The sequence below is a fragment of the Lentzea albidocapillata subsp. violacea genome (genome assembly GCF_900100275.1).
Taxonomy (GTDB): domain Bacteria; phylum Actinomycetota; class Actinomycetes; order Mycobacteriales; family Pseudonocardiaceae; genus Lentzea; species Lentzea violacea.
The window spans coordinates 258,983-272,172 of the sequence record NZ_FNET01000008.1 but is presented as its reverse complement, the minus strand read 5'-3'; the positions used below and the strand labels follow the sequence as shown (position 1 = coordinate 272,172).

The window sequence follows — 13,190 nt, the reverse complement described above, 5'->3', positions numbered from 1 at the left end:
TAGTTGTTCGTGCACATCCGTGAGTTCACCGAGGACGACCGCGACGCCGTGTTCCGGCTGCGCAAGGTCGCGTTCAACGGCGCCAAGCCGTCGGGACCGTTGCTGAGGCCCGGTACGCATGGACTTCTCGCCGAGATCGACGGCCGGGTCGCGGGCGTGCTCGGCATCGGCTCGTACGCGCAGTTCTACGGCGGCGCCGCGGTCCCGATGGGCGGGATCGGCGGTGTCGCCGTCGACGGGGCCTATCGCGGCCGGGGGATCGCGAATGCGCTGCTCGACGCCGCGTTGAGCACGATGCGGGAGCACGGCCAGCCGCTCTCGGCGCTCTACGCGACCGTGCCGACGTTGTACCGGCGCCGTGGCTGGGAACGTGCCGGGGTCTTCGAGTGGGTCGAGCTGCCGATGGACCGGCTGCTCACCGTGCCGAAGCCCGCCGAGCTGATTCCCTCGCGCCCGGCGCAGAAGAGCGACCTCCCCGCCCTGCACGCGTGCTACCTGGAGGTGGCGCGGACGATCGACGGCATGGCCGACCGCAGGCCGCCGCGCATGGACGTCGACGAGGTCCTGGAGATGGACCTGGTGAGCGTGCTGCCCGGCCCGAACGGCCTGCGCGGCTACCTGACGGCCCAGCGCGAGCCCGGCGGCGACATGGGCCGGCTCAAGGTCCACGACCTCATCGGCGTCGACGTCGAGGCCCAGCTCAACCTCCTCGCCTCGCTGGCCTCGTGGGCGGGCACGCTCGAGGCGATCGACCTGCGGATCACCGACCCGGCGACGATCGGCTTCCTGGGCAGTACGCCGATGCGCCACTCGGTGTGGACCTCGACCTGGATGCAGCGCGTCGTCGACCTGCCCGCCGCCGTGGCCGCCCGGGGCTGGCCGCGCCTAGCGAACGCCGCCGTCGACCTGGAGATCATCGACGACCACGCCCCGTGGCATGCCGGTCTCCAGCGTGTCGTCGTGGAGGACGGCTCGGTGCGCGTCGAACCCGGCGGCACCGGCGCGGTGCGGTTGCACGCGCGGGCGCTCGGACCGTGGTTCTCCGGCGCGCAGACCACGCATGCGTTGCGGCGCGGGGGTTTGCTGGAGGGCGACCCGGCCGACGCGGTGGTGCTCGACCAGCTCACCGGCTCGTCCGGCACGCCCCGGCTCGCGGACTTCTTCTGACGACCGGGCGTTCACAACGGGATCCTCACCTGTCCTTCGGTCACAATGGACGCGTGGCGGGGGACCAGGACGAGGTCAGGCATGCCTTCGGCGACAACATGGGTTGGCGCCTGAAGGGCTACGCGAGGCACCGCAGCGGGTCACCGGTCAGCGTGCGGGAGATCTCGCGGGCCCAGTTCCTGACGATCAGGCCGTTCTTCGACGCCGCGGACAACCCGTGGCTGGTGGACCTCCACGAGGTGCTCCCCGCGATCCGGCCGATCATCGAGCACGTGCTCGGCCCGCTGAACCCCGACGAGGACTACTACGTCACCGGCCACCCGCTGGACTGGGACAAGGACCCGGTGCAGGTCGCGCGGGACCTGCTCGACGTCAAGTACCCGCTCGCGAGGGCGGCGTTCCTCGGCGGCAGCGTGGCGGCGGGCAACTACACGGCGAACTCCGACCTGGACATGGTCGTGATCGTCGACGACCTGCCCGGCGCGTTCCGCGAGACGCTGCGGTACCGCGGCTGGCCGGTCGAGCTGTTCTGTCACACGATCGAGTCGTTCCACGACTTCGTGGCCCGGGACACCGAGGGCCGGCGGCCTCCGTTGCTGCACATGTGCGCCGAGGGGTTCCTCATGCTCGACGCCGACGGCACCGGTCAGCGCATGCGGTCCGAGGCACGCGTTCTGCTCGATGCGGGCCCTCCACCTGCGACGGTCACCGAGCTGGAAGACCGTCGCTACGGCACTACGGACCTGCTTGAGGACCTGATCGGCGCACGGGACGAGGACGAGCGTCTGTTCGTTGCCGCTCGACTGCTGAGCTGCGCGGGAGAGCTCGCCCTGGTCATGCAGAACCGGTGGCTCGGGCACGGCAAGTGGCTGCTGCGCCGGCTGCGCGACGCCAAGGAGGACGAGCTCGTGGACGCCTACCGGGCGTTAGTGCGGGGCGAGGGCGCCGAGCGGTTCATCGCCGTCGTGGAGGCCGTCCTGGTGTCCGCGGGTGGGCGGCTGGACGCCGGTTACCGCCGCGCGGCGCCTCCTCGATAAGCGGCACTACTCTCTCCGTTCGTGCTGCTCATCGTCCTGGAGTTGATCGGTCTCGCGGTCTTCGCCGCCTCCGGGGCGGTGGCCGCGGTCCGCGCTCGCCTCGACGTGTTCGGCGTGATCATCCTGGCGCTCACCACGGCGCTCGGCGGCGGCATCATCCGTGACGTGCTGCTCGGCGTGCACCCGCCGACGAGCCTGCGGCACTGGCCGTACCTGCTGGTCGCGGGCGGTACGGGCCTGATCGTCTTCTGGTTCCACCCGCACGTCGCCAAGCTTCGCCGCAGCGTGCTGCTGCTCGACGCCGTGGGCCTCGGCCTGTTCGTCACGTCCGGCACGTCGACGGCGTTGTCACTCGGCGCGACCCCCTACGCGGCGTGCCTCATCGGCATGACGACGGGCATCGGCGGTGGCGCACTACGTGACCTGCTCCTCCGTGAGATCCCTCTGGTCCTGAGGAGAGAGATCTACGCCGTGGCAGCGCTGTGCGGCGCGGTCGTCGTGGCGGTGGGTGAATGGGCAGGGCTGCCGAAAGGCCTGGTCTCGCTGACCGGTGCGGCAATGATCATCACCATCAGGCTGATCGCTCTCTGGCGGAAGTGGAACGCACCCGTCGCGCGGGGCTTGGAAGGTTAACGCCGAACTCACACCCGCAGTTAGGGCCCTTCTCAGGCACTTCTCAGATCCCTCGGCAAGACTGCCCCCATGCGCATCCTCGTTGTCGATGACGATCGGGCGGTCCGGGAGTCACTCCGCCGCTCGCTCCAGTTCAACGGCTACCAGGTCGAGACTGCCGGAGACGGCATGCAGGCCCTGGAGTCGGTGACCGCCGCCAGGCCGGACGCGATGGTGCTCGACGTGATGATGCCCCGCCTCGACGGCCTCGAGGTGTGCCGCAGGCTGCGCAGCACCGGTGACGACCTGCCGATCCTCGTGCTGACCGCACGGGACGCCGTGAGCGACCGGGTGTCCGGGTTGGACGCCGGCGCCGACGACTACCTGCCCAAGCCGTTCGCGCTGGAGGAGTTGCTGGCCCGGTTGCGTGCGCTGCTGCGCAGGGCCGCCCACGACGACGACGCCGCCCAGAAGTCCGCCGCCGCCCTGAAGTTCTCCGACCTGGAGCTGGACCCGTCGACCCGCGACGTCCGCCGCGGCGAGCGTCCGATCAGCCTCACCCGCACCGAGTTCGCGCTGCTCGAGCTCCTGCTGGCGCACCCGCGCCAGGTGCTCACCCGCAGCCGCATCCTGGAGGACGTGTGGGGATACGACTTCCCGACCTCGGGCAACGCTCTCGAGGTCTACGTGGGGTATCTGCGCCGCAAGACGGAGCTGGAGGGCGAGCCGAGGCTGATCCACACGGTGCGGGGGGTGGGCTACGTCCTGCGGGAGACCCCTCCGTGATCGGTGAACCACAGGGGCGCCTGCAACGGGCGTCGTTGCGGGCGCGGGTCACCTGGCTCGCGGCGTTCTGCGTGGCCGGAGCCGTCGCGTTGGTGTCTCTCGGTGCGTACATGGTCGTGCGCAAGAGCACGTACGACGCGCTCGACGAGGGCCTGCGCCAGCGTGCCGCCACGGTCGCGAACGGCACGAAGGTCACCACACCGGACGAGGTCGCGAACTATCCGGCGGCGTTCCTCGCGGCGGGCGACGTCAAGATGGGCGTGCTGCTCGCGGACCCCGGCAAGATCATCTACCCGAAGGACTCCACCCCGCCGCCCAGCGTCCAGGAGGCCTGGGACGTCGCGGACGGCGACCGGGAGGAGTTCATCTGGACCGACCACAAGACCGAGACGCGGGTCATCGCCGTCGCGTACCAGCCTGGCCAGGCGATCATCATCGCCCAGTCGATGGTGCCGCAACGGACGACGCTCGCGAAGCTCAGCGTGGTCCTGCTGCTGATCGGCGGTGCCGGCGTGCTGCTCGCGGCGATCGCGGGCACGGCCGTCGCACGCACGAGTCTGCGGCCCGTGCAGCGGCTCACCGAAGCCACCGAACGTGTCGCGAACACGGGTGACCTGACCCCGATCCCGGTCGCGGGTGACGACGAGCTGGCGCGGTTGACGCACAGCTTCAACGCGATGCTCGGCGCCGTCGCCGAGTCGCAGGAACGGCAACGCCGCCTGGTCGCCGACGCGGGCCACGAGCTGCGCACGCCGCTGACGTCCATGCGCACGAACCTGGAGCTGCTACTCGCCTCGGAACGCCCGGACGCCCCGACGTTGTCGCAAGAGGACAAAACGGAGATCCAGGCCGATGTGCGCGCCCAGATCGACGAACTGACCACGTTGATCGGTGACCTGGTCGAACTGGCCCGCGAGGACGCGCCGCAGGTCATCCACGAGCCGGTCGACCTGCACGAGGTGGTGGAACGGTCGCTGGACCGCGCGCGCCGTCGCGCCACGAACGTCACGTTCGACGTGCAGCTGCAACCGTGGACACTTCTGGGTGATTCCAGTGCCCTGGAGCGCGCGGTGCTGAACCTCCTCGACAACGCGGTGAAGTTCAGTCCCTCGGGTTCGGCGGTGCGGCTGAACCTCCGTCAGATGGGCGACGGCAGCGCCGTGGTGGAGGTGGCGGACGCGGGCCCAGGTATCGCGGATGCCGATCTACCTCACGTTTTCGAGCGGTTCTACCGTTCGTCCGAGGCGCGGACCCTGCCGGGTTCCGGCCTGGGACTCGCCATCGTCAAGCAGGTGGCGCAACGGCACGGCGGCACGGCCACGGCGGGCAGAGCCCCCGACGGCGGGGCCCTGTTCACGTTGCGCCTACCCGGACGTCCGTAAGGTGGAGCGTGTGAGTCATCGCGTGAACGACGATTCTTCGTCGACCTGGGAGACGACCCCTCCCTCCGGAGACGGCCCCGAACCCACGTCGCGTTTCTCGACGTCCGGTTCGCCCGCTGCGTCGGCTCCGTCGTACGAGGTCCGCGCGTCGCGTTCCTCCGCGCACGACGAAGACGGGGCGCCGCGGTTCTCCAGGAAGAAGCCGAAGAAGAAGCAGCCGTTCTGGAAAGAGCTTCTGGTCATCTTCAGCGTCGCGCTGCTGCTGACCGTCGTCATCCAGACGTTCGTCGCGCGCGTGTTCGTCATCCCGTCGGCCTCGATGGAGACGACGCTGCACGGCTGCACGGGCTGCGTGAACGACAAGGTGCTGGTCGAGAAGATCACGTACCTGTTCAACGACCCGCGCCCCGGCGACGTCATCGTCTTCCGCGGCCCGCCGAACTGGACCGGCGGCAAGCAGCCCCCGAACTTCGTGGTCGGCACCCTGCAGGACCTCGGCTCGATGGTGAACCTCTCCGAGCCCAGCGGCACCGACTTCATCAAGCGCGTCATCGCGGTCGGCGGCCAGACCGTCGAGTGCTGCGACGAAGAGGGCCGCGTGATGGTCGACGGCAAGCCGCTGGACGAGCCGTACCTGAACTTCGGTGGCGGCCCGCGCCAGCAGGACTCGTTCGAGAAGGTCACCGTTCCCGCGGGCACGCTGTGGGTGATGGGCGACAACCGCAACAACTCGTCGGACTCGCGCAAGCACGGCGACCCGACGCCGGCCGACGGCGCGATCCCGGTCGCGAACGTCATCGGCAAGGCCCGCGTGATCGTGATCCCGGTGGGGCGCTGGGGTTCGATCTCCGACTACAACCCGCAGACCGGCGGGAAGTAACTCTTCGAGCAACGCGAAAGGGGCGGGGACCACGTGGTCTCCGCCCCGTTGCGCATCAGCCCTTCGTGGATCCCAGCGTCAGTCCGCCCACGAACTGCCGCTGCAGCACGAAGAACACCACCAGGGTGGGCAGCGCGACCAGGAGAGAGCCGGCTGCGATCAGGTTGTTGTCGGTGAAGAACGTGCCCTTCAGGTTCTGCAACGCCGAGGTGACCGGCATCTTGTCGCCGTCCTGGATCAGCACCAACGCCCACAGGAAGTCGTTGTAGATCCAGGTGAACTCCAGCGTCGCCAGCGCGGCGAGCACCGGCCGGCACAACGGCAGGGTCAGCTGCCAGTACTGCCGGAACACCGAGGCCCCGTCGACCCTGGCGGCCTCGGTCAGCTCGTACGGGATGGTCTTCATGTAGTTCGACAGCACGAACGTGCAGAAGCCCATCTGGAACGCGATGTGGATCAGGATGACGCCGAGCGGCGAGTCGATCAGCGACTCGCTCTCCGACATCCACACCGGCAGTTCGATCAGCCGGTACAGCCGCCACAGCGGCGTCACGATCACCTGCTGCGGCAACAGGTTGCCCGCGGTGAACAGCATCAGCAGCGCGATGTTGAACTTGAAGCTGAACCGCGACACCCCGAACGCCACCATGGAGCTCAGCACCAGCGTGATGATCAGGGCGGGCACGGTGATCAGGAACGTGTTCCAGTAGAAGTGCGGCAGGTCGCCGATCTCCCACGCCTTCGCGAAGTTGTCGAACGTGAGCGACTTCGCGATGGAGAAGTAGCCGTTGACCGACGTGTCGTCGTACGTCCGCAGCGACGCGTAGACCGCCCACAGCAGAGGCGCCAGCGTCATCAGGCACGTCAGGATCAGGAAGACGTGCAGCGCGATCCGTGCCGGTGTGACCGGCCTGGTCTTCTTCGCCGGCACCGAGGGCCGTTCCAGCGTGGCCGTCACGTCCGGTTCTCCTTGCTGAACACCTGGTACAGGTACGGGATGATGACGCCGAGCGAGATCGTCAGCAGGATCACCGCGACGGCGGAACCACGGCCGATGCGCGAAGCCTCACCGATGATGTTGTCGGTCACCAGCACCGACAGCAGCTCCAGGCCGTTGCGTCCCTTGTTGATGACGTACACGATGTCGAACGCCCGCAGCGCCTCGATCACCGTCACCACGGCGACCACGATGTTCACCGGTTTCATCACCGGGAAGGTGACGCGGAAGAACGTCTGCGAGGCCGAGGCGCCGTCCAGTGCCGCGGCTTCCTTCAGCGCCGGGTCCACCGACTTCAGGCCCGCCAAGTACAGCAGCATGATGTAGCCGGTGTGCCGCCACGCCGCCGCGACCAGCACCGCGTAGAGGTTGATGTCCGAGTCGCCGATCCAGTCGACCGGTTTGTCGAGGCCCAGCACCGAGTTCAGCAGCCCGCCGTCCGGCGTGTAGATCAGCTGCCAGATGAACCCGACCAGCGCGAGCGACAGCACCATCGGCATGTACAGCGCGCTCTGGTAGATCCGGCTGAACCGGAGTTCGCGGTCCAGCAGCACGGCTAGCAGCAGACCCGCCGAGGTCGGCACGACCAGCAGGAACAGCAACCAGATCAGGTTGTGCTGCACCGCAGGCCAGAACCGCGGGTACTCGGTGAAGATCTCGACGTAGTTCCCGACACCGATCCACTCGATGTCCTCGAAGCCGCCGATGCCGTTCCACTCGCTGAACGACAACGCGACCGAGCCCAGCGTCGGAATCCACACGAACAGCAGGTGCACGACCGTGGGAACGCCGAGCATGAGCGCCAGCACCAGTTTGTCCGTGCCGGCGAGGGCCGTGGCACGCTTTCCACGCCGACGAGGCGGCGGCCCGTTGGGGGCCACCGCCTTCGGCTTCTCCTGCAACGCGGTCACTTGAAGATGTTCTTCGCCTGATCAGCCATGCCCTTGAGCACGGAGTCGACGTTGTTCGGGTCCTTGATGAACTCGATGAGGCCGTTGGTGGCCGCCTCGCTCGCGAAGCCGGGATCGGTGTCGCGGTCGAGGAACTGCGTGATGTGCTTGGCGTTCTTGATGGTGTCCGCCACCTTCTTCTGCAGCGGGCTGTAACCGGCCTGGTCCGCCTTCTGGTTGGTCGCGACCGCGGTCGGGTCGGCCTTGAGGTAGGCGAGCTGCGGCTCGGCGGAGGCCAGGTACTCGAGGAGCTTGAGCCCGCCCTCGGAGTTGGACGGCTTCTTGGCCATCATGTAGCCGTCGATCGGCGCCTCGACCGTGTCGGTGCCGTGCTCGGGGTTGATCTCCGGGAACGGGAAGAAGTCGAGGTCCTCCTTCTCCGCGTCCGGGAACTGCTGGCCCACGAACGCGCCGAGCAGGTACATGCCGGACTTCTTCTGCTGCAACGTCTGCGCGGCTTCCTGCCACTCGCGGCCGAGAGCGTTCTCCTGGTGGAACGGCAGCAGCCGCTTCCAGGTGTCGAACACGTCCTTGACCCGCTTGTCCTGCCAGTCTTCCTTGCCCGCCAGCAGGTCCACGTGGAACTGGTAGCCGTTGATGCGGAAGTTCAGCTGGTCGAACGTGCCCATGCCCGGCCAGCCCTGCTTCTGCGCGAAGGCGATCGGGATCAGGCCGTCGGACTTCATCTTGGTGGCGAGCGTGACCATCTCGTCGAGCGTCTTCGGCACCGCGTAACCGCGTTCCTGCCACACGCTCTTGCGGTAGAACATGCCCCACGCGTACTGGGTGAACGGCACGAAGTACTGCTTGCCGTCCGTGCCCGTGGACGCCTGCTTGAGCGCGTCGGAGTAGTTGCCGCCGACCTTGCCCCACAGGTCGGAGAGGTCGCTGGTGAGGCCCTGGTCGGCGAAGAACCGCATGCGGTAGCCGGCGAACCACGCGAGCACGTCGTCCGGCTTGCCCTGCAGGTAGTTGTTGATCTGCTCCTGGTACTGCTCGTGCTGCTTGGTGTTGATCGTGACCGAGAGGCCGCCGGACTGGCCCTCGAACGCCTTGATCGCGGCGGTGATCGCGTCCTTCGGCACCTGGTCGGACAGGTTGTTGCCGAAGGTGACGACCTTGGCGTCACCGCCGGAGCCCGAACCGCCGCCGCACGCCGCAAGTCCACCGGTCGCGGCGACGCCCGCACCGGCCAGCATGATCCGCAGCATCGCGCGCCGACCAAGTAACGGAGTGGAACCAGGCGTGTGCAGAACCATCATCGCTCCTACGGGTGACACTCGCTCGTACGAACCGAACAGGACTCCAACAAAGTTGCGCATAATGTGGTCGCAGGCACACATCCTGTCAAGTCCCGTTACGCAGCTGTTAAACCGCACCACGGCCTGTATGTGGGCGGATCCCGGTACTTTTCCCGGTCGATCGTCGAACAGACTCGAACGCGAAGTTGTGTTTGCTTGTGTTGACGTTGGGGTCGTTGTCGGCCACGCTTGCGGCCGTGACGACATGGCCGACTGATATGCCGGGCCTCGGCTGGGGCGCTGACTACAACCCCGAGCAGTGGCCGGAACACGTGTGGGCCGAGGATGTCGAGCTCATGCGGCGCGCCGGCGTGACCATGGTCAGCCTGGGCATCTTCAGCTGGGCGAAGATCGAGGTCAGCAAGGGCGAGTACCGGTTCGAGTGGCTCGACCGCGTGATGGACCTGCTGCACGCCGGCGGCATCCGCGTCGACCTCGCGACCGCGACCGCCGCGCCCCCGCCGTGGCTCACCACCGAGTACCCCGAGATGCTGCCCGTCCGCGCGGACGGTGTGCGGCTCTCGCACGGCTCACGGCAGGCGTACTGCCCGTCGTCGCCCATCTACCGCGACCGGGCGACGGCGCTCGCGGCCGAGATGGCCTCGCACTACCGCGACCACCCCGCGCTGGCCGCGTGGCACGTCGGCAACGAGTACGCGTGCCACGTGAAGCGCTGCTACTGCGACACGTGCGCCGCGTCGTTCCGCGAGTGGCTGCAGAGCCGCTACACGCTCGACCAGCTCAACGACGCGTGGTCGACGGCGTTCTGGAGCCAGGGCTACACCGACTTCGCGCAGGTCCTGCCTCCGCGCGTGACGCCGACGTTCTCGAACCCGGCGCACGTGCTGGACTACGACAGGTTCTCCGACGACGCGATCCTGGAGCTGTACAAGGCCGAGCGCGACGTGCTGCGCATGATCACGCCCGGCGTGCCGGTCACCACGAACTTCATGGTCGGCTGGACGTTCGGCGACCTCGACTACTGGAAGTGGGCCCGCGAGGTCGACTTCGTCTCGAACGACCACTACACCGAGTCCCAGTCGCCGGACCGGCACATCGAGCTCGCCATGTCCGCGGACCTCGTGCGCGGCCTCGCCGGCGGCAAGCCGTGGCTGCTGATGGAGAACTCGACGTCGGCGGTGAACTGGCAGCGGCGCAACATCGCCAAGCTGCCGGGGGAGCAGCGGCGGCACTCGTTCCAGAACATCGCGCGCGGCGCGGACGGCACGTTGTTCTTCCAGTGGCGGCAGTCGCGCGGTGGCAGCGAGCGCTACCACTCGGCGATGGTCCCGCACGCCGGTACGGACACCAAGGTGTACCGCGAGGTCTGCGAGGTCGGCGCCGAGTACGCGAGGCTGACCGAGGTCATCGGTTCCACTGTGGACGCCTCCGTCGCGGTCCTGTACGACTTCCAGTCCGGCTGGGCGCTGCGCCAGGACGCCCACCCGACCAACGACTTCGACTACCGCAAGCACGTTCTCGGGTACTACAAGGCGCTCTGGCAGGCCGGTGTCACGGTCGACTTCGTGGCGCCGGGCACGAACCTCTCGGCTTACTCGCTGGTGGTCGTGCCGGCGTTCTACACAGTGTCCGACGCGCACGCGGCCGTGATCGCGGACTACGTCGCGGGCGGCGGTCATGTCGTGGTCACCTACCTGTCCGGTGTCGCCGACGAGTTCACGCGAGTGCGGCTCGGTGGCTACCCCGGCGCGTTCCGGGACGTGCTGGGCGTGTGGTCCGAGGAGTTCTATCCGCTGCGGGAGGACGAGATGGTCTCGTTGACCGACGGCTCGACCGCCGCACTGTGGACGGAGCACCTGCACACGCGCACCGCTGACACCGTTGTCTCCTATGCGGACGGGCCGTTGCCCGGCGTCGCGGCGGTGACGCGCAACGCGTTCGGCAACGGTGTCGCCTGGTACGTGGCGTGCGATCTCGACGAGGGCGGTCTCGGCCGAACGGTGGAAAACGCGCTTTCCGGCGCGGGCGTGGCGGTGTCGCCTTCGCCGATCGAGCTCGTGCGGCGCAAGGGCGACGTATCGTTCCTCTTCGCCGTCAACCACACCGGCACCGACGTGCAGATCGAGGCGTCCGGTGTCGACGTGTTGTCCGGCGCGCAGGTCTCCGGGCACCTCACCGTGCGAGCCGGGGACGTCGTCGTCCTCAGGGAAGAGGTGTGAGGTGCTGGCACGTCAGCGGCAAGCGGTAATCATCGAAGAGGTCCGTCGTACGGGAGCGGTGCGCGTCAGCGACCTCGTCGTGCGGCTCGGCGTCTCGGACATGACCGTGCGCCGCGATCTCGACGTGCTCGCCGCACGTGGCCTGGTGGAGAAGGTCTACGGCGGCGCGACGTCCGTCGTCGGGCGCTCGACCGACGAGCCCGGTTTCGAGGCCAAGTCGGTGCGGCAGCTGCCCGAGAAGGAGGCGATCGCGGCCGCCGCCGCGGGCCTCGTGCGTCCCGGCACCGCCATCGGTCTGTCCGCCGGCACGACGACGTGGACGCTGGCCCGGTTCCTGGACGACATCCCGGACCTGACCGTCGTCACGAACTCGATCCGCGTCGCGGACGTACTGCAACAGAGCGGGCGCACGGACCGCACGGTCGTGCTGACCGGTGGCGTGCGCACGCCGTCCGACGCGCTGGTGGGCCCCGTGGCCGTGCAGGCGCTGCGGTCGTTGCACCTGGACGTGGTGTTCCTGGGCGTGCACGGCATGGCCGAGCGTTCGGGCTTCACGACCCCGAACCTCAACGAGAGTGAGACGGACCGCGCGCTCGTCGACGCGGCAGGACGCGTCGTCGTGGTCGCGGACCACGAGAAGTGGGGCACGGTCGGCATTTCCACGATCGCGGACCTCGACGAGGCGCACGTCCTGGTGACGGACGAGGGTTTGCCCGACGACGCACGGGCGATCCTCTCCGAGCAGGTCGGCGAGTTGGTGTTGGCTCATGTATCGGGAAGTGGCGAGGAGTTGGCGTGAGGCGTACCGCGGGCAAACTGGCGGACGGCCGGGAGATCATCTACTTCGACGACAGCGCTGAGGCGCCACCGCGAGTTGCGGTGGACACCCGGGACCTTCCCGAGACCCAGCCGATGTCCGAAGTCCGGCTGGACCCGTTGACCCGCGAGTGGGTCGCCATGGCGGCTCATCGCCAGACACGCACGTACAAGCCGCCGGCGGATCTCTGCCCGCTGTGCCCGTCGACACCGGGCCGGCCCACGGAGGTCCCCGAGGCCGACTACGACGTCGTGGTGTTCGAGAACAGGTTCCCCTCGCTGGCCCAGAACGTGCCGGACGTGCCGTCCACTGTGGATGGTGAGTCGCTGTTCGCGCGCGCACCGGGCCGTGGGCGGTGTGAGGTCGTGTGCTTCACGTCGGACCACAACAAGTCGTTCGGCGAGCTTTCCGAGTCGCGCGTGCGCACTGTCGTGGACGCCTGGGCGGACCGCGTCGCCTACTTGTCAACGTTGCCAGGGGTCGAACAGGTCTTCCCGTTCGAGAACCGCGGCGAAGAGATCGGCGTGACGCTCTCGCACCCGCACGGCCAGATCTACGCCTATCCGTTCGTGACACCTCGTACCGAACGCATGCTCAGCGCGGCTCTGGACTACTACGCCGAGCACGGGCGCCCGTTGTTCGGTGACGTGCTGGAGGCCGAGCTACGCGCGGGCGCGCGCGTGATCGAAGAGTCCCCGCACTGGGTCGCCTTCGTGCCCGCCGCCGCCCGCTGGCCCGTCGAGGTCGTGCTGGCGCCACGGCGGCAGGTGCCCGACATCGCCGCACTGTCCTCTGTGGAGCGCGACGACTTCGCGGCGCTCTACCTGCTGGTGCTGCACCGGCTGGACGCGCTCTACGACCGGCCGCTGCCCTACATCGCCGCCTGGCACCAGGCGCCGGTCCACGCGGGCCGCGACGAGATGTGGCTGCACCTGCAGGTCTTCTCGGTGCTCAGGACGAAGGACAAGCTCAAGTACCTCGCGGGCTCGGAGTCCGGTGAGGCCGTGTGGATCAACGACGTGACGCCCGAGCAGATCGCCGAGCGCCTCCGGGGAACACACAACTAGCTCCCAGGCTGGTC

Annotated in this window: 12 protein-coding genes; 9 read left to right on the top strand and 3 right to left on the bottom strand. The window is 68.3% G+C overall.

What is annotated here, in order from left to right:
• Positions 1-9: 9 nt before the first annotated feature.
• The 6 genes from BLR21_RS20310 (at position 10) to lepB (ending at position 5,864) form a co-directional block, all read left to right on the top strand.
• Positions 10-1,167, top strand: a complete 1,158-nt coding sequence (locus BLR21_RS20310) for a GNAT family N-acetyltransferase (protein ID WP_090007466.1) — start codon at positions 10-12, stop codon at positions 1,165-1,167.
• 53 nt (positions 1,168-1,220) lie between these two features.
• Positions 1,221-2,204, top strand: coding sequence for a nucleotidyltransferase domain-containing protein (locus BLR21_RS20305; RefSeq protein WP_256334812.1), 984 nt, complete (start codon positions 1,221-1,223; stop codon positions 2,202-2,204).
• Between the two features lie 21 nt (positions 2,205-2,225).
• Positions 2,226-2,837 (top strand): trimeric intracellular cation channel family protein, encoded by a 612-nt coding sequence (locus BLR21_RS20300; protein WP_090007382.1) that lies wholly within the window; start codon positions 2,226-2,228, stop codon positions 2,835-2,837.
• A gap of 69 nt (positions 2,838-2,906) precedes the next feature.
• Positions 2,907-3,602 carry a response regulator transcription factor gene (locus tag BLR21_RS20295; RefSeq protein ID WP_090007381.1) on the top strand — a complete coding sequence of 232 codons (696 nt, stop codon included), beginning with the start codon at positions 2,907-2,909 and terminating at the stop codon, positions 3,600-3,602.
• On the top strand, positions 3,599-4,984 hold the full coding sequence (locus BLR21_RS20290; protein ID WP_420843897.1) for a sensor histidine kinase: 1,386 nt from the start codon (positions 3,599-3,601) through the stop codon (positions 4,982-4,984). The genes BLR21_RS20295 and BLR21_RS20290 overlap by 4 nt, the downstream gene beginning before the upstream one ends.
• 10 nt (positions 4,985-4,994) lie before the next feature.
• Positions 4,995-5,864: a signal peptidase I gene (gene lepB / locus BLR21_RS20285; RefSeq protein WP_256334811.1), complete on the top strand. Its 870-nt coding sequence runs from the start codon at positions 4,995-4,997 to the stop codon at positions 5,862-5,864.
• Between the two features lie 55 nt (positions 5,865-5,919).
• On the opposite strand, the gene BLR21_RS20280 is transcribed toward lepB, so the two are convergent.
• Genes BLR21_RS20280 through BLR21_RS20270 form a run of 3 tightly spaced genes read right to left on the bottom strand, consistent with a single transcriptional unit; the run spans position 5,920 to position 9,022 of the window.
• Entirely contained in the window at positions 5,920-6,822 is a 903-nt protein-coding gene (locus BLR21_RS20280) for a carbohydrate ABC transporter permease (protein WP_256334810.1), read from the bottom strand.
• On the bottom strand, positions 6,819-7,772 hold the full coding sequence (locus BLR21_RS20275; protein WP_256334809.1) for a carbohydrate ABC transporter permease: 954 nt from the start codon (positions 7,770-7,772) through the stop codon (positions 6,819-6,821). Before BLR21_RS20275 ends, BLR21_RS20280 begins: the two co-directional genes overlap by 4 nt.
• Positions 7,769-9,022: an ABC transporter substrate-binding protein gene (locus BLR21_RS20270; RefSeq protein WP_256334808.1), complete on the bottom strand. Its 1,254-nt coding sequence runs from the start codon at positions 9,020-9,022 to the stop codon at positions 7,769-7,771. Before BLR21_RS20270 ends, BLR21_RS20275 begins: the two co-directional genes overlap by 4 nt.
• A gap of 287 nt (positions 9,023-9,309) precedes the next feature.
• On the opposite strand from BLR21_RS20270, the gene BLR21_RS20265 reads away from it, so the two are divergent.
• The 3 genes from BLR21_RS20265 to galT are packed head-to-tail and all read left to right on the top strand — an operon-like array spanning position 9,310 to position 13,176.
• A complete protein-coding gene (locus tag BLR21_RS20265) occupies positions 9,310-11,292 on the top strand; it encodes a beta-galactosidase (RefSeq protein WP_218130914.1) in 1,983 nt (660 codons plus the stop codon).
• Between the two features lies 1 nt (position 11,293).
• Positions 11,294-12,091, top strand: a complete 798-nt coding sequence (locus BLR21_RS20260; protein ID WP_030481343.1) for a DeoR/GlpR family DNA-binding transcription regulator — start codon at positions 11,294-11,296, stop codon at positions 12,089-12,091.
• Positions 12,088-13,176, top strand: coding sequence for a galactose-1-phosphate uridylyltransferase (galT, locus tag BLR21_RS20255; protein ID WP_090007378.1), 1,089 nt, complete (start codon positions 12,088-12,090; stop codon positions 13,174-13,176). The genes BLR21_RS20260 and galT overlap by 4 nt, the downstream gene beginning before the upstream one ends.
• Positions 13,177-13,190 lie beyond the last annotated feature (14 nt).

What these genes read in the sequence shown, in the direction of transcription:
- BLR21_RS20270 (WP_256334808.1), bottom strand. Translation starts at nt 9,022, where the DNA reads ATGCTGCGGATCATGCTGGCCGGTGCGGGCGTCGCCGCGACCGGTGGA.
- BLR21_RS20295 (WP_090007381.1), top strand. Translation starts at nt 2,907, where the DNA reads ATGCGCATCCTCGTTGTCGATGACGATCGGGCGGTCCGGGAGTCACTC.